The sequence below is a fragment of the Novosphingobium sp. HNCC26BN242 genome (genome assembly GCF_057180525.1).
In genome coordinates this window covers 180423-201609 of record NZ_JBXUGM010000002.1, presented here as the reverse complement: position 1 = coordinate 201609, position 21187 = coordinate 180423, and the positions used below count along the sequence as shown (strand labels likewise).

General features: G+C 63.2%; 20 protein-coding genes and 1 tRNA gene. 14 read left to right on the top strand and 7 right to left on the bottom strand.

Features of this window, described 5'->3' with window-relative positions:
• Positions 1-2 precede the first annotated feature (2 nt).
• Entirely contained in the window at positions 3-851 is an 849-nt protein-coding gene (locus AC2A1F_RS08570) for a Rossmann-fold NAD(P)-binding domain-containing protein (protein ID WP_484208350.1), read from the top strand.
• Here AC2A1F_RS08570 and AC2A1F_RS08565 read toward each other — a convergent pair.
• Positions 761-1681, bottom strand: a complete 921-nt coding sequence (locus tag AC2A1F_RS08565) for a DMT family transporter (RefSeq protein ID WP_484208349.1) — start codon at positions 1679-1681, stop codon at positions 761-763. The two genes, AC2A1F_RS08570 and AC2A1F_RS08565, sit on opposite strands and share 91 nt — an antisense overlap.
• Positions 1682-1692: 11 nt before the next feature.
• A complete protein-coding gene (locus AC2A1F_RS08560) occupies positions 1693-2709 on the bottom strand; it encodes a threonine aldolase family protein (RefSeq protein ID WP_484208348.1) in 1017 nt (338 codons plus the stop codon).
• A gap of 65 nt (positions 2710-2774) precedes the next feature.
• On the opposite strand from AC2A1F_RS08560, the gene AC2A1F_RS08555 reads away from it, so the two are divergent.
• Positions 2775-3065 carry a GNAT family N-acetyltransferase gene (locus AC2A1F_RS08555; RefSeq protein ID WP_484208347.1) on the top strand — a complete coding sequence of 97 codons (291 nt, stop codon included), beginning with the start codon at positions 2775-2777 and terminating at the stop codon, positions 3063-3065.
• 19 nt (positions 3066-3084) lie between these two features.
• Here the strand turns inward: AC2A1F_RS08555 and AC2A1F_RS08550 are convergent.
• A tRNA-Thr gene (locus tag AC2A1F_RS08550) sits at positions 3085-3159 on the bottom strand.
• 146 nt (positions 3160-3305) lie between these two features.
• Here AC2A1F_RS08550 and AC2A1F_RS08545 point away from each other — a divergent pair.
• The 9 genes from AC2A1F_RS08545 to AC2A1F_RS08505 all read left to right on the top strand — a co-directional run bounded on the left by AC2A1F_RS08545 (position 3306) and on the right by AC2A1F_RS08505 (position 11718).
• The gene (locus tag AC2A1F_RS08545; RefSeq protein ID WP_292629381.1) at positions 3306-3473 is read left to right on the top strand and encodes a hypothetical protein; all 168 of its coding nucleotides are present in this window, start codon (positions 3306-3308) and stop codon (positions 3471-3473) included.
• 58 nt (positions 3474-3531) lie between these two features.
• Complete coding sequence (gene gpmA / locus AC2A1F_RS08540) at positions 3532-4218, top strand: 2,3-diphosphoglycerate-dependent phosphoglycerate mutase (protein ID WP_484208346.1); 687 nt, start codon at positions 3532-3534, stop codon at positions 4216-4218.
• 33 nt (positions 4219-4251) lie between these two features.
• Positions 4252-4737 (top strand): 5-(carboxyamino)imidazole ribonucleotide mutase, encoded by a 486-nt coding sequence (purE, locus tag AC2A1F_RS08535; protein ID WP_484208345.1) that lies wholly within the window; start codon positions 4252-4254, stop codon positions 4735-4737.
• Positions 4738-4849: 112 nt separating this feature from the next.
• A complete protein-coding gene (locus tag AC2A1F_RS08530) occupies positions 4850-5908 on the top strand; it encodes a 5-(carboxyamino)imidazole ribonucleotide synthase (RefSeq protein ID WP_484208344.1) in 1059 nt (352 codons plus the stop codon).
• A 5-nt stretch (positions 5909-5913) separates the two neighbouring features.
• Positions 5914-6396: a dihydrofolate reductase gene (locus AC2A1F_RS08525; protein ID WP_484209008.1), complete on the top strand. Its 483-nt coding sequence runs from the start codon at positions 5914-5916 to the stop codon at positions 6394-6396.
• A gap of 69 nt (positions 6397-6465) precedes the next feature.
• Positions 6466-7389: a bifunctional riboflavin kinase/FAD synthetase gene (locus AC2A1F_RS08520; RefSeq protein WP_484208343.1), complete on the top strand. Its 924-nt coding sequence runs from the start codon at positions 6466-6468 to the stop codon at positions 7387-7389.
• A 275-nt stretch (positions 7390-7664) separates the two neighbouring features.
• Positions 7665-10787 carry an isoleucine--tRNA ligase gene (locus tag AC2A1F_RS08515; protein ID WP_484208342.1) on the top strand — a complete coding sequence of 1041 codons (3123 nt, stop codon included), beginning with the start codon at positions 7665-7667 and terminating at the stop codon, positions 10785-10787.
• Complete coding sequence (gene lspA, locus AC2A1F_RS08510; protein ID WP_484208341.1) at positions 10787-11305, top strand: signal peptidase II; 519 nt, start codon at positions 10787-10789, stop codon at positions 11303-11305. The genes AC2A1F_RS08515 and lspA overlap by 1 nt, the downstream gene beginning before the upstream one ends.
• Positions 11305-11718 carry a DUF3035 domain-containing protein gene (locus AC2A1F_RS08505; RefSeq protein ID WP_484209007.1) on the top strand — a complete coding sequence of 138 codons (414 nt, stop codon included), beginning with the start codon at positions 11305-11307 and terminating at the stop codon, positions 11716-11718. Before lspA ends, AC2A1F_RS08505 begins: the two co-directional genes overlap by 1 nt.
• Before the next feature lie 57 nt (positions 11719-11775).
• Here the strand turns inward: AC2A1F_RS08505 and ung are convergent, their stop codons facing one another.
• On the bottom strand, positions 11776-12459 hold the full coding sequence (gene ung, locus AC2A1F_RS08500; protein WP_484208340.1) for a uracil-DNA glycosylase: 684 nt from the start codon (positions 12457-12459) through the stop codon (positions 11776-11778).
• Positions 12460-12617: 158 nt separating this feature from the next.
• Between ung and AC2A1F_RS08495 the strand changes: the two genes are divergently transcribed.
• Positions 12618-13922 (top strand): UDP-glucose dehydrogenase family protein, encoded by a 1305-nt coding sequence (locus tag AC2A1F_RS08495; protein ID WP_484208339.1) that lies wholly within the window; start codon positions 12618-12620, stop codon positions 13920-13922.
• An 88-nt stretch (positions 13923-14010) separates the two neighbouring features.
• Here AC2A1F_RS08495 and AC2A1F_RS08490 read toward each other — a convergent pair whose 3' ends face one another.
• The 3 genes from AC2A1F_RS08490 to hflK form a co-directional block, all read right to left on the bottom strand.
• Positions 14011-15543 (bottom strand): Do family serine endopeptidase, encoded by a 1533-nt coding sequence (locus tag AC2A1F_RS08490; protein ID WP_484208338.1) that lies wholly within the window; start codon positions 15541-15543, stop codon positions 14011-14013.
• 174 nt (positions 15544-15717) lie between these two features.
• Positions 15718-16560 (bottom strand): protease modulator HflC, encoded by an 843-nt coding sequence (gene hflC / locus AC2A1F_RS08485; RefSeq protein WP_484209006.1) that lies wholly within the window; start codon positions 16558-16560, stop codon positions 15718-15720.
• 10 nt (positions 16561-16570) lie between these two features.
• Positions 16571-17698 (bottom strand): protease modulator HflK, encoded by a 1128-nt coding sequence (hflK, locus tag AC2A1F_RS08480; RefSeq protein ID WP_484208337.1) that lies wholly within the window; start codon positions 17696-17698, stop codon positions 16571-16573.
• 360 nt (positions 17699-18058) lie between these two features.
• On the opposite strand from hflK, the gene AC2A1F_RS08475 reads away from it, so the two are divergent.
• Complete coding sequence (locus AC2A1F_RS08475) at positions 18059-18826, top strand: Mrp/NBP35 family ATP-binding protein (RefSeq protein ID WP_484209005.1); 768 nt, start codon at positions 18059-18061, stop codon at positions 18824-18826.
• 47 nt (positions 18827-18873) lie between these two features.
• The gene (locus AC2A1F_RS08470) at positions 18874-21171 is read left to right on the top strand and encodes a molybdopterin cofactor-binding domain-containing protein (protein ID WP_484209004.1); all 2298 of its coding nucleotides are present in this window, start codon (positions 18874-18876) and stop codon (positions 21169-21171) included.
• Positions 21172-21187 lie beyond the last annotated feature (16 nt).

Genomic DNA, 21187 nt, shown 5'->3' with positions numbered 1-21187 from the left:
GCATGGGAAACATGCTTATCTTCGGAATGGGCTACACCAGCCAAGTCATCGCAGCGCGGCTTCGGGCACAGGGCTGGACCGTGCGGGGCACAGGCCGCGCGGGCGACATCGCTTTTGATGACCGGGCGGCGGTGGAGGCGGCCTTGGCCAAGGCGACACATGTGCTGTCCTCGGTTCCTCCGGCCCGTGATGGCACTGATCCGGTGTTGCAGGCCTATGGCGCAGACATTGCGGCGGGGTGGCTGGCATGGGTCGGGTATTTGTCCTCAACCGGGGTCTATGGCGATGCCGGCGGGGCATGGGTGGATGAGACGGCGAGTGTCGGTACGGGCAGACGCTCTGCGCGGACGCAAGCCGATCTGGATTGGCAGGCGTTGTCCTATCGCACGCGCGTGTTCCGCTTGCCTGGTATCTACGGGCCGGGGCGCAGTGCGCTGGACCGGGTGCGGGAAGGCAAAGCACATCGCATTGCCATCCCCGATCAGGTGTTCAGCCGCGTGCATGTGGAGGACATCGCCAGCGGTGTGATCGCCGGGTTCGATGGGCCTTCGGGCGTTTACAATCTGGCGGACGATCTGCCGTGCAGCCAGAACGAGGTGATCGAAGAGGCGGCACGGCTGCTGGGGGTGGAGCCGCCACCCATGCAATCTTTGGAGGAGGCGAACCTTTCACCAATGGCGCTGGGCTTCTATGCCGAGAATCGCCGTGTGGCCAATGGCAAGGCCAAGCGCCTGCTGGGCTGGAAGCCCGCCTTTCCGACCTATCGCGAGGGGTTGCGCGCTCTTAACGCCAGCACGAGGCCGAACATCGCCAGCGCCGACCCCGCCAGCGCCAGCGCCGACCACTGGTAACCTTCGAACAGGGTGGAAAGCAGCATGGCCACGACCGGCACCAGCACTCCGTTATAGGCCCCGCGCCCTGCGCCAAGACGCTGGAGCAGCCGGAAATAGAGCGGGAAAGTGACGACTGAACCCATGATGCCAAGGTAGAGCACGCCGAATACATAGCCTGCGCGGAAATCGAACTGCGGCGGGCCTTCGACAGCCCATGCGAACGCAGCGTCGATCAGCGCGCCGAAGGCCATCGCATATGTCAGCATCGGGATCATCGGCACGCCGCGCGCCGCAGGGCTTGCCTGCAACACATTCGCTGATGATGCGCTGAACACCGCCGCAGCCATCAGGGCAATCCCGGTCAGCACTTGGCCCTCGGGCGGGGCCATGCGGTATTCGTGCAGCAAAAGCAGCGCGATGCCTGCGCCTGCCACGGCCGATCCGCCAAGGAAGCCGCGCGTGACGGGCTGCCTGAATGTGATCCACGCCAGCAACGTATTGGGGACCACCAGCAGAGCGAAGAATACGGCGACGATGCCCGATGTCAGATGCGATTCGGCGCGATAGACGAACTGGAAATTCAGCACGAACTGCGTCAGGCCCAGCAGTGCGGCGATCTTCAGGCCTGTGGCGGAAATGCGCAGCGATTCGCGCCGGATCAGCGCCAGCAGGCCCATGCCGATGGCAGCGGTGACGAAGCGCCATGTGACCGACCAACTGGGCGGAACGCTGCCGATCTGGTCCTTGATCACCAGCCAGGTCGATCCCCAGATCAGCGCGACGATCAGGAACGGCCCGGCCACGGACCACTGCCAGAACTTTGCCTGACCCGGCAGTTCTTGGGCCAACTCCTGCTCGCTCACAGCGCGGCAATCGCGCGGGCAAGCGCCGAGACATGCGCGGGATTGCTGTTCCATGCGGTAACGAAGCGGGCAGCGCCAGGAGCGCCAGCAGGCGCAGTCCAATCATAGAAATCAAAGCCTTGTGCGCGCAAGGCATCCTGTTCAGCCGGGGAGAGGATCATGAACAGCTCGTTCGCCTCAACCGGATGGAACAGCCTGTCTGCGCAAGCCCCGGCGATTTCGCGTGCGGCGGCATTGGCGGCGCGGGCGTTGTCCAGCCAAATGTCGCCCTCGATCATGGCCAGTACTTGCGCGGCCAGATAGCGGCCCTTGGACTGCAGGTGCCCGGCGCGCTTGCGGCGGTAGCGGACCACGTCGGCCAGTTCCATATCGAAGAATACCAGCGCTTCGGCGTTCATCCCGCCGTTCTTCACGCAACCAAACGTCAGCACATCGACGCCCGCCTGCGCAGTGACTTCAGCCGGGTGGCAGCCCAGATGCGCCACGGCATTGGCAAAGCGCGCGCCGTCCATGTGCAGGCCAAGGCCGCGGCCCTGTGCCAGCGAGCCGATGGCGGCGACTTCTTCTGGCGAGTAAGTGCGCCCGTATTCGGTGGCTTGGGTGATGGAAATGGCGTGGGGCTGCACCTGATGCACATCGTTGCGGATTGGGTCGATGACCGCGCTGACAGCTTCGGGCGTCAGCTTTGCCCCTTCGCCATCGGCCAGTATGAGCTTCGCCCCATGGGTGTAGAACCCCGGCGCGCCGCCTTCGTCCATCTCGATATGCGCCTCGCGGTGGCAGACCACGCCGCCGTGGGGCGGGACCATTGCCGCCAGCGCAAGGCAATTTGCCGCCGTGCCGGTGGCAACCCACAGCGCGGTGCATTCGGTCCCGAACAGCGTGGAAAAAGCATCGTCCATACGTGCAGATAACGCGTCGCCATCATAGCCTGCGTCGGGTGCATCGGCGGCGTGCATCGCCTCCCACACGCGGGGGTGGACGGCAGCGGCATTGTCAGAGAAGAACTTCATCGGAAACTGCCATGTGGCTCAGCGCGTTTCCGGTCAAGCAGTCACAAAAGCCCAAGGAACAAAGCATGCCGGATATCGTCATCACTCACCACGATCAGGGCACACGCGGGGAATATCACGCGCAAGTGGAAGGCAGCGAGGCGATTGGGCGGCTGACTTACCAGCGAAAGGGCGATGTGGTGGTGGCCGATCATACGCTGGTGCCGACGGAAATCGGCGGGCGCGGCGTGGCGGCAGAACTGGTCAAGGCGCTGATCGGCGATGCGCGCCAGTCCGGTTTCAAGATCGTGCCGCAGTGCAGCTATGTCGAAGCCGCGTTCCGGCGGCACCCGGAGTGGGCGGATTTGCGCGCATGACCTGTAGGGGGAAGGGAAATGGTGCTGCTGGGGAGGATTGAACTCCCGACCTCAGCCTTACCAAGGATGCGCTCTACCACTGAGCTACAGCAGCACACCATTTCCGCCTGGCCACACCTGTTCACCGGCAAACCGGCAGGGTGGGCAAGGGCGGGCTAATGACGGTGGGCGCGGGTAATGTCAAGCAACTGTTCCGGCGGCGCTTGCAGTTCGCAGGCAATCACTGCAATCAAGCGCGCCATGAGCGATACGAAACCAGCCATGACCCGTGAAGAGCGACTGGCTCAGCGGCTGCGTGAAAATCTGAAGCGTCGTAAAGCGCAGGCGCGCGCGATGGGGGCCGCAGCGCAAGGTGATAGCGAATCGCCAGATTTGCCGGAAACCGGGCTTTCCAATCCGGCCTCCTGACGCTAGGGCCCAAAGCCCAATAACCGTCTCCCAATTCAGTCAGCTACAGGATGCCCCGATGCCCCGCCTGATCCTGATTCGCCACGGCCAATCGCAGTGGAACCTCGAAAACCGCTTCACCGGCTGGTGGGACGTGGATGTGACCGAAAAGGGCGCTGCCGAAGCCTTTGCAGCGGGCAAGTTGCTGAAAGACAAGGGCGTATTGCCGACGCTCGCCTTCACCTCGCTGCAGACCCGCGCGATCAAGACGCTGAACCTGGCGCTGGAGGCGATGGGCCGCCTGTGGGTGCAAGTGGACAAGGACTGGCGGCTGAACGAGCGGCACTATGGGGGCCTCACCGGCCTCGACAAGGCCGAGACGGCGGCCAAGCATGGCGAAGATCAGGTGAAGATCTGGCGCCGCAGCTTTGACGTGCCGCCGCCGGTGCTGGAAGCGGGCAGCGAGTTCGATCTGGCGTCCGATCCGCGCTATGCCGGGATCGCGGTGCCCTCGACCGAGAGCCTCAAGGATACGATCGCGCGTGTGCTGCCGTGCTGGGAAGAGAAGATTGCCCCTGCGCTGCGTGCCGGGGAAACGGTGATCGTTTCGGCCCATGGCAACAGCTTGCGCGCGCTGGTGAAGCACCTGTCGGGCATTTCTGACGAGGACATCACCAGCCTCGAAATTCCCACCGGCCAGCCGATCATCTACGAACTCGACGATAATCTCGCCGAAGTGGAACGCTACTACCTTTCGGAGCGCTGAGCGTTTCGGCAAGCCTGAAAGGGGCAGGGAGAGATGACGGAAAAGCCGCAAGTTGCCATCGTCATGGGCAGCCAGTCTGACTGGGAAACGATAAAGAACGCCGCCGCCGTGCTGGAAAAGCTGGGCGTTGCGCATGAATGCCGCATCGTTTCGGCACACCGCACGCCGGACCGGCTGGTGAGCTTTGCCAAAGGCGCGCATCTGGAAGGCTTCAAAGTGGTGATCGCGGGCGCAGGCGGCGCGGCGCATCTGCCTGGCATGGTCGCATCGATGACGCATCTGCCGGTGCTGGGCGTGCCGGTGGAATCCAAGGCGCTGAAGGGCATGGATTCGCTGCTGTCGATCGTGCAGATGCCGGGCGGCATTCCGGTGGCTACGCTGGCCATCGGCGTTCCGGGCGCGACGAATGCGGGTATTCTGGCAGCATCGATTCTGGCGACATCCGATGATGCACTGGCGCAGCGTTTGATCGCCTTCCGCACCGCGCAGACCGAATCGGTGGCGGAGAAGCCGGTCTGATGCTTCGGGTGCTTCGACAAGCTCAGCATGAGCGGGGTACGGGTTTCGGCGCTCTGCCCCCAAGCCCGCTCGTCCTGAGCCTGTCGAAGGACGCCCGCAAGAGGAGAGGCAAATGATCCCTCCCGGCGAGACAATCGGCATTCTCGGCGGCGGCCAGCTTGGCCGGATGATCGCGCTGGCGGCAGCCAATCTGGGCTATCGCTGCCACGTTTACGCGCCCGAGGCTGATCCGATTGCCGCCGATGTCTGCGCGGCGTTTACGCAAGGCGCGTTCGATGATGAAGCGGCGCTGGCCGCTTTCGCGCAGCAATGCGCGGTGGTTACCTATGAGTTTGAGAATGTCGCCGCCGGGCCGCTTGCGGTGATTGCGCCACATGCCCGCCTGCACCCGCCTGCTCGCGCGCTGGAAGTGGCGCAGGATCGGGTGAATGAGAAGTCCTTCGTCGAGGCGCTGGGCGGACGGCCCGCGCCATGGGCGAAGGTCGATTCGATGGACGATTTGCGCGCTGCCATTGCGAAGATTGGCTCACCCGGCATCCTCAAGACACGGCGTGATGGCTATGATGGCAAGGGCCAGTGGCGGATCATGCAGCCTGCCGATGCCGATGCGATTGCCCTGCCGGACGTGCCGCTGATCTACGAAGGCTTTGTGACGTTTGAGGCCGAGTTCTCGGTCATCCTGGTGCGCACCAGCGCCGGTGAAGTGCGCTTCTGGGACTCTGCTGAAAACGTCCACAAGAATGGCATTCTCGACCGCTCCACGGTGCCTGCCGCGCCGGTGATTCTCGCACAAGTGGAAGAAGCGCGCGCGTTGGCCGCCAAGGTGGCCGGTGCGCTGGACTATGTCGGCGTGCTGACGTTCGAATTCTTTGCCACGGCAGAGGGCCCGGTGTTCAACGAAATGGCCCCGCGCGTCCACAATTCCGGGCACTGGAGCATCGAAGGCGCGCTCACCAGCCAGTTCGAGAACCACGTCCGCGCGATCTGCGGATTGCCGCTGGGCTCCACCGCGCTGGCGGCCAAGGGCGTGGTGATGGACAACCTAATCGGCGATGATGCGCACGATTGGCCCGCGATCCTGTCTGACCCGGCCAACCACCTGCACTTGTATGGCAAGGCGGCGGTGCGACCCGGGCGCAAGATGGGCCACGTGACGCGGCTGGTGCTGTGAGCGGCATTCGGAAAGGTCTGTTCCTGATCTATGCCCGCGCCACCAATGGCGTGATTGGCAAGGACAATGCCCTGCCGTGGCGGCTTCCGGCAGACCTGAGGCGGTTCAAGGCGCTGACCATGGACAAGCCCATGATCATGGGCCGCAAGACCTTTGAAAGCCTGCCCGGCCTGCTGCCCGGCCGCCGCCACATCGTGCTGACGCGCGATGCCGGGTGGAGCGCTGATGGAGCAGAGGTTGCCACCTCGGTGGAAGCCGCGCTTGCTATGGCCGGAGAGGGCGAGGTCGCAGTGGTCGGCGGGGCGGAAGTCTACCGCCTGTTCATGCCGCTGGCAGAACGGGTGGAACTGACCGAAGTTTACGGCGACTTTGACGGCGATACCGTGATGCCGCCGCTCGGCCCCGAATGGCGGGAGACGGCGCGCGAGGAGCATCCTGCCGATGGCGCGCGCCCGGCCCATGCTTTTGTCACGCTGCACCGGTCTTGACGCCGTGCCCGCCCGCACCGAAATACGGCTTGTGATGGGAGCACATGCATACCGGACGGGTGAAGCCCGGTGATCCGCCTGAGCAGTCTTGAACCCGTGCCCGAAGCCATGCGCGGTGGCATTGTGGCGCTGGGCAATTTTGATGGCTTTCATCTGGGGCATCAGGCCGTGGTGGGCGAGGCGATCCGCTGGGCACGTGCCGAAGGCCGCCCTGCCATCGTCGCCACGTTCGATCCGCATCCGGTGCGCCACTTCAAACCCGATGCTGCGCCGTTTCGGCTGACCACGCTCGATCAGCGGCAGGAGCTTTTCGCCGCCGCCGGGGCGGACGCCATGCTGGTGATCCACTTCGGCGCGGATGTTGCGGGCATGACCGCGCTCGAATGGATTGAGGCAGGGCTGGTCGGGCATCTGGGCGCGGTGGGCGTGGTGACGGGCGAGGACTTCACCTTTGGCAAGGGCCGCAGCGGCAACGCCGATGTGCTGCGCGATGATGGCCCCCGCTTCGGCCTGACCGCGCGCGCGGTGGGGCCGGTGACGCTGGAAGGCGAGGTTGTCTCGTCCAGCCGTATCCGCGATGCGCTGATTTCCGGCGATTGCGAAACTGCCACGCGCCTGTTGACCCGGCCCTTCGCGATGCGCGGGACGGTGCAGCATGGCGACAAGGTGGGCCGCACGATCAACTTCCCCACCGCCAATCTCGACATCGGCATGTACCTGCGCCCGCGCTATGGCATCTATGCGGTGACGGGGCGGTTGGCAGACGGGCGTTTGCTGAAAGGCGCAGCGAACCTAGGCATCCGGCCCACGTTCGATCCGCCCAAGGAATTGCTGGAGCCGCATTTCTTCGATTTTGCGGGCGATCTTTACGGGCAGGAAATCGAGGTGGCGTTTCACCACTTCCTGCGGCCCGAGGCGAAGTTTGACGGGCTCGATGCGCTGGTGGCGCAGATGGCGCTGGATTGCGACGAAGCGCGGCGATTGCTGGGTTGAGCAAGTTTCTGTTTCACGCAGAGACGCGGAGAAGAAAGTGGAGACGCTAAGATGTTGCTCGGGGCCGTAAGGCCCTTGGCGCCAGCACCTTCAAGGCAAACGCAACGTGCAGCTTGAGAGACGGCTTCGCCGCCAGCACGGTCCCTCTGCGTCTCACTTCCTTCTCTGCGTCTCTGCGTGAAACCGGCTACTTTTCCCCAAACGCAAACCCCGATCTCACAAGCCCAACCAGAAAAATTGCGCAAAGCCCGCCGCAGCGCTAAGGCCCGCCGGTCATGACCGAACCACGCGATTTCCGCCCGACCGTCTTCCTGCCGAAGACCGATTTCCCGATGAAAGCCGGCCTGCCCCAGAAGGAGCCGGTGATCCTGTCGCGCTGGCAGGACGAGGGCATTTACCAGAAGGTCCGCGAGAGCCGCAAAGGCCGCGAGAAGTTCATCCTCCATGACGGCCCGCCCTATGCCAATGGCGACATGCACATCGGCCATGCGCTGAACCATATCCTCAAGGACATGGTCTGCCGCACCCAGACGCTGCTGGGCAAGGACGCGCCCTATGTGCCCGGTTGGGACTGCCACGGCCTTCCGATCGAATGGAAGGTCGAGGAAGAATACCGCAAGAAAAAGAAGAACAAGGACGAGGTTCCGCCGAAGGAATTCCGCGCCGAATGCCGCGCCTATGCCCAGAAGTGGGTGGATGTGCAGCGCGAGCAATTGAAGCGCCTCGGCATCAATGGCGATTGGGACAACCCCTACCTGACGATGGATAGCCAAGCCGAGGGCACCATCGTGCGCGAACTGCTAAAGTTTGCCGAAAGTGGCCAGCTCTATCGCGGGGCCAAGCCGGTGATGTGGTCGCCGGTCGAAAAGACTGCGCTGGCCGAGGCTGAGGTCGAGTACGAGGACATCGTCTCGACGCAGATCGACGTGGCGTTTGAGATTGTTGAGTCGCCGATTGCTGAACTGGTCGGCGCGTATGCGGTGATCTGGACGACGACGCCTTGGACGATCCCGGTGAACCAAGCTTTGGCTTATGGGCCTGAGGTTGAGTATGTTTTGGTTCAGCACGGATTGAACCAACACAAGCGCGGCAGCTTCGATGAAAACAAGCCATTAGCGAAGTTCGAAGGCAAACGCTCGCTGGTCGCGGCTCCGCTAGTGATGGCGTTCATTGCGCGTTGGGGTAATGCTGTGACGGCGGCGCAAGCCGCTGACTCAGAGTACATGTTTACGCCGACAGCTGAATGGGAAGTTGTCGGTAAAGGCTCCGACCTCGCCGGAACCATCTGCCAGCACCCGATGGCCAACCTCTTCCGTCGCCCCGTGCTTGACACGGGGCTTGGCTCTTCTTCAATCGCCGCGCCGGAAGGGCAAAGCCAAGCCCCGGATCAAGTCCGGGGCGACGGGAATGTGGATGTGAACTCGCCCCTCGCGGAGTTTTTCCTGCGACCCCGCCCCATGCTCCCCGGCGATTTCGTCACGACCGACAGCGGCACCGGCCTTGTCCACATGGCGCCCGATCATGGCGAGGACGACTTTGCACTGTGCAAGGCGCACGGTATCGAGCCGGTCTTCGCGGTGCAGGGCGATGGCAAGTATCGTGAGGACTGGGGCTGGCTCGGCGGGCAGGGCTCGGTCATCAACCCCAAGTTCAACGCGCCCGATGGGCCGATCTGTTCGGACCTGCGCGAGGCGGGCGGGCTGCTCGCGGCCAGTGCCGACTACAAGCATTCCTACCCGCATTCGTGGCGTTCGAAGGCCAAGGTGATCTATCGTTGCACGCCGCAGTGGTTCGTGCCGATGGATCGTGCTGTTTCCCCTCCACCATCGGCTACGCCGACGGTCCCCCTCCCCGTTTATCCTGCGGAGAAACAGGGAGGATCAAATCCTCCCCATTTTGCGCAGCCAAAAGGGGAGGTGGCAGACGCGCCAGCGGCTGACGGAGGGGCCACTTTGCGCGACATCGCCGTTCAAGCCATCGCCAACACCCGCTTCGTCCCCGAAAAGGGCCGGAACCGCATCGGTGCGATGGTCGAAGGTCGCCCCGACTGGGTCCTGTCCCGCCAGCGCGCATGGGGTGTGCCGATCACGCTGTTCGTGGATCGCAAGACTGGGCAGTATCTCAACGATCCCGAAGTGAACGCCCGCATCGTTGCCGCTGTCATGGCAGGCGGCGTGGATGCGTGGGACGAGGAGCACGCGCAGGAGTACCTTGGCGAGAATTACAAGCTCGACGACTACGAGCGCGTCACCGACATTCTCGATGTGTGGTTCGATTCCGGCTCCACCCATGCTTTCGTGCTCGAATCGGGGCGCTGGCCCGATCTGCAGTGGCCTGCCAACCTCTATCTCGAAGGGTCTGACCAGCATCGCGGCTGGTTCCAGTCCTCGCTGCTCGAATCCTGCGCCACGCGCGGGCGTGCGCCTTATGATGCGGTGCTGACGCACGGGTTCACGATGGACCAGAAGGGCATGAAAATGTCCAAGTCGCTCGGCAACACGATCAGCCCGATCGATCTGATGCGCGATTATGGCGCGGATATCCTGCGGCTCTGGGCGCTCTCGGTCGATTTCACCGAGGACCACCGCATCGGCAAGGAAATCCTGCAGGGCGTTGCCGACCAGTACCGCAAGTTGCGCAATACCTATCGCTATCTGCTGGGCGCGCTGGAAGGCTTCAGCGAGGACGAGCGGCTGCCAGTGGCGGAGATGCCCGAGCTTGAGCAGTACATGCTGGGCCTGCTGGGCAAGCTGGACGCCACGCTGCGGCAGGCGGTCGATGACTTCGACTACAACACCTATGTCCGCGCGCTGACCGACTTCTGCAACGAGGACCTGTCGGCGTTCTTCTTCGATATCCGCAAGGACAGCCTCTATTGCGATGCGCCCTCGGATTTGAAGCGCCGCGCCTATCGCACCGTGCTCGACACGCTGTTCCACGCACTGGTCCGCTACGGCGCGCCGGTGCTGGTGTTCACGGCGGAAGAGGTATGGGCATCGCGCTATCCAGGTGCAGACAGCGTGCATCTGCTTGAATGGCCGGAATTGCCAGTTACTGAGCTTGACGAAACAAAGTGGGCTGAATTGCGCGCGCTGCGTCAGTCGGTGAATGAAGCTATCGAACCGCTGCGCCGTGAAAAGATCTTGGGATCGGGACTTGAGGCCAAAGTTGTCGTGGGCAACGACACGGCACATTCCTTCTCTTGGCCCGCTCTCACAGAGTTGTTCATCGTGGCGTCAGTTGAAAGAGAACATGGCAAGCGTGTGACCGTCACTCGCTCAACCGACCACAAGTGCGGCCGTTGCTGGCGCCTGCTTCCCGAAGTTGTGGAAGACGGCGCACTGTGCGCGCGGTGCGACGATGTGGTGGCGCAAATCGACGCAGAAGCCGCCGCCTGATGCTGACTCGCCTGCGTATCGAAGGCCTTGGCCTTGCGCTGCTGGTTGCAATGGTGGACCGCGCCGTGAAGGCCATCATGGTCGGCCCGCTGGCGCTGCGGGAACGCGGGTTGATCGAACTGCTGCCATTCTTCGATTTCCGGTATGCTGAGAATTACGGCGTATCGTTCGGCATGTTCAGCGCAACGTCGATGGAAATGCGCTATGGCCTGATCCTCGTTACCGGGCTCATCGCCACCGGCGTGTTGGTGTGGATGCTGCGCGAAAAGGCGCGCGGGGATATTGCAGGGCTGGCGCTCGTGCTGGGCGGAGCAGTCGGCAATATCTATGACCGGCTCGTGTTCGGGTACGTGATCGACTATGCCGATCTGAACATCGGCGCATGGCGGCCGTTCCAGATCTTCAATCTTGCCGACGTGGCGATCACGTTCGGTGTTCTGATACTGCTTGCCCGCTCGTTCAAATCGCGCGAAAAGCCTGAGACTAACGGCGATGATAGCGCCACGGAGAATGCATGATGCGTAAAGCTGCCACCCTTGGTCTTGTCGTTGGCGCGGCAATGCTCGTTTCAGCTTGCGGCAGCAGCAATTCGCTGTTCAACCGCGCGCGGCCTGATGAAATGGCCGTTACGCGCGCTGCGCCGCTGATCGTGCCGCCTGATTTTTCGCTGGTTCCGCCCAGCCCCGGCGCGCCACGTCCGCAGGATTCGGACACTGGCAAGCAGACGCTCGAAACGCTGTTCGGCGGCCCATCGGCCCGGTCGAGCGTTGAGACCGATGCACTCAACCGTTCTGGCACGGCTGCTGCTTCGATCCGCTCCACCGTGGGCGATCCTGAAACGCAGACGGTAGCCAAGGGTCAGGTCGTGCGCGATATTCTGGCCGCACCGGAAGGTGATGGGCAGGCGGCCTCGGCTTCGATTCCCAGCTGATTCAGGCGCATCAATGGTTTGAAAAGCCCCGCTTCGGCGGGGTTTTTTGCGCCGTCTTCAAACCCGCCAGTCGATGGCACCTCGCTCATGCGCTTCCAAAAAGGTATTGGAGCGGCTGAACGGGCGTGACCCGAAAAAGCCGTGATAGGCCGAAAGCGGGCTGGGGTGCGGGGCCTTCAGCACCAGATGCGGCCCATCGGCCAGACGGGCCACGCGCAAAGCCTTCTTCTTCGCATGGCTGCCCCACAGAATGAACACTGTAGGCTCATCCCGCGCGGCCACGGCGGTGATGGCGGCATCGGTGAATTGCTCCCACCCTTTGCCCTGATGCGATCCGGCCTTTGCCGCTTCGACCGTGAGCACGGTGTTCAGCAGCAGCACCCCTTGGCGTGCCCAGTGCGTAAGGTCTCCGTCGGCAGTGCGGGGCAGGCCAAGATCGGTTTCCCGTTCCTTGTAAATGTTGGCAAGACTCGGTGGAATTTTCACGCCTTGCTGGACTGAAAAGGCAAGGCCATGCGCCTGCCCGGCGCCGTGATAGGGGTCTTGCCCCAGAATCACCACGCGCACCTGATCGAGCGGAGTCAGTTCCAGCGCGGCAAAGCGTTGCTCTTGCGGGGGATAGATGACTTTCCCGGCCTGTTCCTCGCCCAGAAGCCATTCTTCAAGCGCGCCCAATGGTGCCGATTGCAGCACGGGTTCCATCGCTGGACGCCATGATGGCGGGAAGTTCACAGATTTCATCGCCACATCGCTTACGCACGCGTGCTGCGCCTCGCAAGGTGCGAAAGGCTGCAGCAAAGTGCGATGTGTGCTTGTGCAGCATTGGTATGTTCCCCTATGCTGCTACTGCGAAAAGGTCGTGCAACCGGCGCGACGGATTAGCTACGGATGGTGTGCGAATGAAGATCGCGATGGTAGGCTCGGGCTATGTCGGGCTGGTTTCAGGTGCCTGCTTTGCCGATTTCGGCCACGATGTCGTCTGCATCGACAAGGACGAGAGCAAGATCGCGCGCCTGCTTGATGGCGTGATGCCGATTTACGAGCCGGGCCTTGCCGAACTGGTGGCCGCCAATGTGAAAGCAGGGCGGCTTTCGTTCTCGACCGACCTTCCCAGCGCCATTGAAGGCGCGCAGGCGGTATTCATCGCCGTGGGCACGCCATCGCGGCGCGGTGATGGCCATGCCGATCTCAGCTATGTGCGCGCGGTGGCGCAGGAATTGGCCGAAAACATCCGCACGCCCACCGTGGTCGTCACCAAGTCTACCGTGCCGGTAGGTACGGGCGATGAGGTGGAGCGCATCATCCGCGATAGCGGCACGGGAGTTCAGTTCGCGGTCGTATCGAACCCAGAATTCCTGCGCGAAGGCGCGGCCATTGGCGATTTCAAGCGGCCTGACCGTATTGTGATCGGGGCCGAAGAGGAATGGGCGCAAGGCGTGATGAAGGAAGTCTACCGCCCGCTGTTTTTGAACAAGGCGCCGATCCTGTTCACCTCGCGCCGCAGCAGCGAATTGATCAAGTACGCCGCCAACGCTTTTCTTGCCACCAAGATCATGTTCATCAATGAGATGGCCGACCTCTGCGAAAAGGTGGGCGGCGATGTGCAGGATGTGGCGCGCGGTATCGGGCTGGATGGACGGATCGGATCTAAGTTCCTGCACGCAGGGCCGGGCTATGGCGGATCATGCTTTCCCAAGGACACGCTGGCGCTGCTCAAGACCGCAGAGGATTATGGCAGCCCGGTGCGGCTGGTCGAAGCGGTGGTCAAGGCCAACGACAGCCGCAAGCGCGCGATGGGCCGCAAGGTGATCGAAGCGCTGGGCGGCGATGCGCGGGGCAAGCGCGTGGCGCTGTTGGGGCTGACGTTCAAGCCCAACACCGATGACATGCGCGATGCGCCCTCGATCGCTATCGTGCAGACCCTGCTGGATGCAGGCGCGCAGGTTGTGGCCTATGACCCCGAAGGGATGGAGGCGGCCGCCGCGATCATGCCCGAAGTGCAGATGGTGAACAGCACCTACGCCGCGGTCGAAGGAGCCGATGCGGTAGCGCTCGTGACCGAATGGGACGCGTTTCGCGCGCTCGATTTCGCCCGTGTGAAAAGCCTGATGAATGCCCCGGTGCTGGTCGATCTGCGCAATGTCTATGACCCGGCAGAAGCACGCGCGGCAGGCTTTGCCTATAGCAGCGTCGGGCGGGTATAACGCAGGACCATTTGGGCGCGTTTTGCCGCAAGAAAAAGGGCCGCTCCATCGCTGGGGCGGCCCTTTCCTTTGGTCTTGAACGCTGTGATCAGCGAATGCGCACCGGGGTGTAGATCGGCGGCTGGCCGCGGCGCTGGATGCGCAGCAGCACCGCATCGCGGCCTTCGGTCTTGGCATTGCGGACGATCTTTTCAAGGTCTGCGACCGTTGCAACAGAGATATAGTTGGCCGACAGAACGATATCGCCGCGCTGAAGGCCCTTGGTCGCAGCGTCTGAAGATGGGCTGACTGCCGAGATTACGACGCCCTTTGTCTCTTCGCTGACGCCAAGCTGGCGGGCAATTTGGGTGTTGAGCGGGATCGCGGCAATGCCAAGGCTGCTCTGGAGCGCGCCTGGCCCTGCCTGCTGCGAATTGCTGCCGAAGCTGTCTTCATCCTGCGCGGCATCGGGATCGAAGCTTTGCTGCGCCAGCTCTTCTTCGGTCGGGCGTTTGCCGACCACGGCCTGCACGGTGAGGCGCTGACCATTGCGCAACAGTTCCACCGGAATACGCTTGCCGGGGGCCGTGTTGGCCACGATGAAAGACAGCGTCTGATCGGGCGTCACGTCCTTGCCATCAACCTTGACGACCACGTCACCCGGCTGGATGCCAGCCTTGGCAGCAGCCTGATTGGGTTCGACCGCCTGAATGAACTCGCCGCGCTTCTTGGGCAGGCCAAGCGATGCAGCCAGATCATCGGACAGGGCCTGAATGCGCACGCCAAGGTAGCCGCGTTCGATTGCTTGCCCAGCGCGCAGCTTTTCCACGATGGGTGCTGCGATTTCTGCCGGAATGGCAAAGCCGATGCCGACCGAACCGCCCGTGGGCGAGAAGATGGCATTGTTGATGCCAATCACGTTGCCCTGCATGTCAAACATCGGGCCGCCCGAATTGCCCCGGTTGATCGAAGCATCTGTCTGCAGATAGCGGTCATAGGCTGAACCTGACCCGGTGTTGCGATAGACCGCCGAGACGATGCCCTGCGTCACCGTGCCGCCAAGGCCGAACGGATTGCCGATGGCAATCACCCAGTCACCCACACGTGCCTGACGCGAATCGCCGAATTTCACGAACGGGAAGGGCTTGGAAGCTGAAATCTTCAACACAGCCAGATCCGATGCGGCATCCTTGCCGATCAGCTTGGCCGGGTATTCGGTGCCGTCAGGGGTGGTAACCGTGATCGATTCGACCTCGCCCTGCCCGTCAGCCGTGATCACATGATTGTTGGTCACCACATAACCATCGGCCGAGATGATGAAGCCCGAACCCAGCGACTGCGCCTCGCGCGTTTGCGGGCCGTTGCCCTGACCGCCGCCGAACAGATCGCCAAAGGGCGTTCCGGCAAACGGGTTGTTGTTCTGCACCTTCACCCGCTGACGGGTGGAAATGTTGACTACCGCCGGCTGCAATTGCTGCGTCAGATCGGCAAAGCTGGAAGGCGCGCCCGCGCGCGGCACGACCGTGCGCATTTCCGATTGTTCGTTTTGCGCAACTTGTGCGCCAGCGGGAAGGCCTGTCACCAGGGTCAGTGCGCTGCCTGCAAGCAGCAGCGCCGAAGTCACACCATAAGCGTATCGCACGTGGCCTGGTCCTCTTTGTCTCAAATGTGCGCCGGGGCGGCGCGGTGTGAGTCACTCAAATTTTGTCACTCAATGCCGATTCAGCCGCCTTGCGATGAACGAACTTTGAATGACGCAGTTCCCAATTGTTCAGCAAAGGGGCTGGTCGGCAATGGCTTTGTTCGCCGACTTCGCTTACTTGCCCTTGAACTGCTTCAAGTATTCATTGTCGGGCGAAAGCACGATCGATGTGCTTGAACCCTTCTGCGCAAACGTCGTGTCATAGCTCTGCATGGCGCGGTAGAAATCGTAGAAAGCCGGGTCCTTGTTGAAGGCATCGGCATAAGTCTTGGCGGCAGTGGCCTCGGCGGTTGCGCGGATGATCTGCGCTTGCTTCTGCCCTTGCGCCCTGATCGTGGCGGCTTCCTGCTGGCGCGCGGTGGCCATGCGGGTGAACGCGGATTCGAGCGGGGTGCCTTCGGGCAAGTCCGCGCGCTTGATACGCACGTCAATGATCTGCGCCCCATATTCGCGCGCTTCGCGGTCAAGCCCCTGGCGGATCTGCTCCATCGCGCGGCCACGGTCTGCGGTCAGCAGTGAATCAAACGTCCGCTTGCCCAGTTCCTGCCGCAACGCGGAATTGAGGATCGGCTGAAGCTGCACGGCCAGACGGTCTGTCGTGCCTGCAGTCTGCACCATCCGCACCGGATCGATGATGCGGAAGCGGGCGAAAGCGTCAACTTCAAGGCGGCGCTGGTCAGCGGACAGCACTTGCTGGCGCTCCATGTCCAGATCCAGGATGCGGCGGTCCACTTCGACCACCTGTTCCATGAACGGGATGCGCCAGATCACGCCCGCGCCAGTCTGGCCGAAATCGGCGTCCGGTTTGAAGCGATTGACCACGCGATCGGGCTGACCAAGCCGCACGATTACCGCCTGCGTCGTTTCATCCACCACCTTGAGGCAACTGGCCGCGGCCAGCAGCGCGACAACAGCGGCAATGATGATGGCTTTCTGATCCTGCCACAGCGTTTGCAAGGGGTTCATCTTATTGGCCTCCTGCAGCAACGGGGGCCGGCGCGGGTTCAGCGCGCTTCAGGCCGGGCAGCGGCAGATAAGTCTGCACACCCGGCGCTTCGAGCACGACCTTGTCGGTCTGGCTCAGCACGCGCTCCATGGTTTCGTAATACATACGGCGGCGGGTCACTTCCGGGGAAAGCTTGTACTGTTCATAGACTTTGTCGAAGGCGGTCGCTTCACCGCCTGCACGCGCGGTCAATTGTTGCGCCCAGGCTTGCGCCCGGTTCACTTCGCTCTGCGCATCCTGCTGGGCAGCCAGCACTTCCTTGAAGGCATCGACGACCTTGGTGGGCGGGTCGGTCTTCTTGATGTCAACGCCCTGGATCACCACGCCCGAGCGATAGGCATCGAGCACGTTCTGCATGCGATCACGCACGCTCTGTTCGATTTGCTGGCGGCCCGATCCCATCGCATCGTTCAGCGATACTTCGGCAATGGACTGGCGCATGGCGGCTTCGGCCAGTTCGCGCACGGTCTGCTGCGGTTCGGCCAGCTGGAACATGTATTGCTTGAGGTCCTTGATGTTCCAGCGGACCAGATAGGTGAGGTCGACGAGGTTCTGATCGCCTGTCAGCATGAGCTTTTCCCCATCACCTTCGGGGATCGATTCGCTGCGGACCGAGGTAACATCTTCGACCGCAACCGACTGGATCGGCCAGGGCAGCGTAAACGCGGTGCCTGAATCGAGCGTGCGGCTGTAGGCGCCGAATGTGGTGACCACGCCCTTTTCCTGGGGCGAGATCAGGTGGACCATCGATGTCGATAACCATAACACCACCACCACGGCGATGCCGATCGGAAGCCACGATTTACCATCCGGGCGTTGTGGCAGGCGGGGCATGGTCGGGCCGCGTCCACCACCACCGCCGCCGCCCTTGCGGTTGCGGAAGATGTCTTCGATGTTCGGGCCGCGGCGCTGGCCGGGTCCGCTGTTGCCAGCCGGCTTGCCCGATTGCGGGGGCAACCATGGATTGCGCGGGCCATCACCCTGCGGCGTGGAAGAAGGTGGGGCTTCAGGCGCGTCGCCTGCGTCCCTTTCGCCCGAAGGCGCAGCGTCACCGCCGCCCGAACCCCATGGGCTTTTCTTCCCAGTCATGAAGAGGCCCTTCTCCCGGCCAATACGCGCGAATATTCCAACCAGATCTGTCATGCATTCGTTATAGGAACGCTGGCTGCGAAAAACAGTGTCCATTCCCGAAAATTCATCTGCTAGGGGCGAAAGGGAAGGCTCTGGACAAGAGCATAACAGGGAAATGGCGTGAGCATCGAACAACAGGCGCTGCAAGATGCGCTTCATCAGGTGGCTGGAGACCGGCTGCAGACGCTGAAAGTGGCCGATAGCGTGGCTTCAGTCATGCTCGAAGTGGGCGGGCTGGAGAGGCTGGACCGTGACAAGCTGGAGATGGCCGTGCGCGATGCCGCGCGGAAGGCAGGCGTGGCCGATCTGAGGCTGGGCATGACCGCCGAACGCAAAGCGCGGCTGATCATCGCAGTGGGATCGGGCAAAGGCGGCGTTGGCAAATCCACGCTCTCGGCCAATCTGGCAGTCGCCATGGCGCGGCTGGGGCGCAAGGTCGGCCTGGTCGATGCCGATATCTATGGCCCATCTCAACCGCGCCTGTTGATGACCGAAGGTCGCAAGCCCGAGGCCGAGGGCAACAAGATGCACCCGATTCAAAGCCCGTGGGGCGTGCCGATGCTGTCGATGGGGCATCTAGTGCAGCCGGGGCAGGCAATTGCGTGGCGCGGCCCGATGGCGGGCAATGCGTTGGGCCAGCTGATCGATGCGCACTGGGGCGATACCGAAATTCTGGTCGTTGACCTGCCGCCGGGCACCGGTGACGTTCAATTGACGATGCTGGCCAAGCACAAGCCCGCAGGCGCCGTGATCGTCTCCACCCCGCAGGATCTGGCGCTAATGGATGCCACCCGCGCCATCGGCCTGTTCGAACAGGGCGGGGTGCCGCTGATCGGCATGGTTGAAAACATGGCAGGCTATATCTGCCCGCATTGTGGCGAGGAGAGCGATCCGTTCGGCGTGGGTGGGGCCGAAGCTGCGGCGAAGCTGATGAAGCTGCCCTTCCTTGGCCGCGTGCCCTTGGACATGGCGATCCGGCGCGAAAGCGATGCGGGCAATCCGCCGGCGGCTGGAGACACCCCGCAGGCCGAAGCGTTCCTTTCGATAGCGCGCGGCGTGCTCGCGTGGATTGACGGGAAGCGCTGAAGCCGATGCGCCTTACGCCCCTAAGACTTACCAGGCGAGGCTTGCTGGTGGGGGCAGGGGTAGGCGCTGGTGGCCTTGGCGCACTGCTCATCGCCTTCCCGCTGCTGCAGCGCCGCCACCCGGTGCCGCTCGTTGCGGGCAAGGACGAACATGTCGTCGATGCCTTCCTGAAGCTTGGCAAGGTGAAGGGCGGACCAGACGGCAAGGGCGACTGCATCCTGACCGTTGCCGTGCCCCTGTGCGAAATGGGACAGGGCGTCACCACGCTGGTCGCGCAGATCGTGGCGGATGAGGCAGGAGCGGACTGGCGCAAGGTGGCCGTAGAGGCCGCGCCGATCAGCCCTGCTTATGCAGACCCAATACTATCGGCCAAATGGGCAATCCTGTGGATGCCCGCCTTCGCCTCGCTGGGGGAGGATGCCAATGGCGCTTTGGCCCGGCTCCATGCCGAACGCGGCCCGTTGATGATCACCGCCGATGGCACCGCCCTTGCGGCCTTCGAAGCGCCTCTGCGCGAGGCGGGCGCGGCCTTGCGCGCCATGATGGCGCAGGCGGCGGCAGAAAAATGGGGCGTCGGCTGGGAGGAATGCGATACGAAGGACAGCTTCGTGACCCATGGCAAGAAACGTCTCTCCTTTGCCGAACTGCTCGATGCCGCGGTGGATTATGATCCGCCTGCTGTGCCGGTGCTTCGGGCAGAACCCCCGCGTGAGGCTCCCGGCCAGTTCCCCGAAGGCGCCCCTGCGCGCCACCCCCGGCTCGATCTACCCGCCAAAGTCGATGGGAGTTTTACATTCGCGGGCGATGTGCGGCTGCCGGGCATGGTCTTCGCTGCAATCGCTCATGGACCGCAAGGCGCGAGTGTGCTGTCGAGCTATGACAAGCAGGCCGCCGCAACGGTGCGCGGGCTGGTCACGGTGGTCAAAGCCAAGCGGTGGCTCGCGGCGGTTGCCACCGGCTGGCACGCGGCAGACAAGGCGGTGCGTGCGATGGAGCCACGCTTCCGCGCCGATGGCCCGATTGCTGATAGCGAAAAGGTGCTCGTCGCGCTCGACAAGGCGCTGACCAAGGGTGAGCCTGTGCGCCTGTTGGCAGAAGGCGATCCTGATGTGCTGCTGGCCAAGCCTGCGCTCTCGGTCCGCTATGATGTGGATGCGGCTTTCCACGCCCCGCTCGAAACCGCCAGCGCCACCGCGCGGATGCGGCATGGCCAGCTGGAACTGTGGATCGCCACCCAAGCCCCCGAACGCGCACGGCGCGCAGCGGCGCGGGCGGCAGGCGTCTCGCGCGGCGATGTGATCGTCTACCCGATGCATGCAGGCGGCAGCTTCGATGCGCGGCTCGATACGCACATCGCAGCTGAGGTTGCCGCGATCTGCAAGGTCGTGGGCAAGCCGGTGCAGCTTACTTATTCGCGCTGGCAGGAAGCGCTGGCAGGCATCCCCCGCACGCCGCTGTCAGCGCAACTGGACGGCGCGCTCAGCCCTGACAAGACTCGCGTGCTGGGCTGGCGCGCACGGCTGGCGGTTCCGGCAACGGCCATCGAATCCGGCGCGCGACTGCTCGATGGCTGGGGCGTGAAACAGGCGCTGGACCTGCAGGACCAGACCGATCCAATGGCCTGCGAAGGGGCGATGCCGCTTTATCGCATCCCGGAAAAGGCGGTGGATCAAGTGCCGCTCGCCCTGCGCCAGCCGACCGCGCGGTTCCGGGGGCAGGCGCATGGCTACACCGCGTTCTTCACCGAAAGCTTCATCGATGAACTCGCCGATGCGGCGGGCAAGGAGCCACTTTCGTTTCGCGTTGGCATGCTGGAGGGTGAGCCGCGCCTTGTCGCCTGCCTGCAAGGGGCGGGGCGGTTGGCGCAATGGGGCGGCGGGATTGAGGCTTCGGGCCAGGGCATTGCCTGCCACCAGATGGAACTGGTCACCGGCAGCGGCGTGGTGCGCAAAGGCCTGATCGCCGTCGTCGCCACCGCGCGGGCCGAAGCGGGCGTGGTGCGCGTGGAGCGGCTCAGCGCCTTTGTCGATATCGGGCGAATCGTGAACATGGCCCTTGCGCGCCAGCAGATCGAAGGGGGGCTGATGTTCGGTCTTGCCCATGCGGTCGGCGGGGCGAGTGGCTATGCCAAAGGACGGCCGCTTGCAGGCAGACTCTCCCAATTGGGGCTACCCCTGCTTGCCGATTGCCCCAAGGTTGATATTGCCTTTGCCGACAGCAAAGAGGACCCGTTCGATCCCGGCGATCTGGGCATGGTTGCCGTAGCGCCCGCTATCGCCAACGCCCTTTTTTCGGCTACGGGCGTGCGCTTCCGACGATTACCACTTATCTCCGAAGGCCTGTGAGCCTCAATTTCAAGGA

Excerpts from the sequence above, each read along its gene's own strand:
- AC2A1F_RS08570 (WP_484208350.1), top strand. The coding sequence starts at position 3 with ATGGGAAACATGCTTATCTTCGGAATGGGCTACACCAGCCAAGTCATC.
- AC2A1F_RS08560 (WP_484208348.1), bottom strand. The coding sequence starts at position 2,709 with ATGAAGTTCTTCTCTGACAATGCCGCTGCCGTCCACCCCCGCGTGTGG.
- AC2A1F_RS08555 (WP_484208347.1), top strand. The coding sequence starts at position 2,775 with ATGCCGGATATCGTCATCACTCACCACGATCAGGGCACACGCGGGGAA.
- AC2A1F_RS08545 (WP_292629381.1), top strand. The coding sequence starts at position 3,306 with ATGAGCGATACGAAACCAGCCATGACCCGTGAAGAGCGACTGGCTCAG.
- gpmA (WP_484208346.1), top strand. The coding sequence starts at position 3,532 with ATGCCCCGCCTGATCCTGATTCGCCACGGCCAATCGCAGTGGAACCTC.
- purE (WP_484208345.1), top strand. The coding sequence starts at position 4,252 with ATGACGGAAAAGCCGCAAGTTGCCATCGTCATGGGCAGCCAGTCTGAC.
- AC2A1F_RS08530 (WP_484208344.1), top strand. The coding sequence starts at position 4,850 with ATGATCCCTCCCGGCGAGACAATCGGCATTCTCGGCGGCGGCCAGCTT.
- AC2A1F_RS08515 (WP_484208342.1), top strand. The coding sequence starts at position 7,665 with ATGACCGAACCACGCGATTTCCGCCCGACCGTCTTCCTGCCGAAGACC.
- lspA (WP_484208341.1), top strand. The coding sequence starts at position 10,787 with ATGCTGACTCGCCTGCGTATCGAAGGCCTTGGCCTTGCGCTGCTGGTT.
- AC2A1F_RS08505 (WP_484209007.1), top strand. The coding sequence starts at position 11,305 with ATGCGTAAAGCTGCCACCCTTGGTCTTGTCGTTGGCGCGGCAATGCTC.
- ung (WP_484208340.1), bottom strand. The coding sequence starts at position 12,459 with ATGAAATCTGTGAACTTCCCGCCATCATGGCGTCCAGCGATGGAACCC.
- AC2A1F_RS08495 (WP_484208339.1), top strand. The coding sequence starts at position 12,618 with ATGAAGATCGCGATGGTAGGCTCGGGCTATGTCGGGCTGGTTTCAGGT.
- hflK (WP_484208337.1), bottom strand. The coding sequence starts at position 17,698 with ATGACTGGGAAGAAAAGCCCATGGGGTTCGGGCGGCGGTGACGCTGCG.
- AC2A1F_RS08475 (WP_484209005.1), top strand. The coding sequence starts at position 18,059 with ATGACCGCCGAACGCAAAGCGCGGCTGATCATCGCAGTGGGATCGGGC.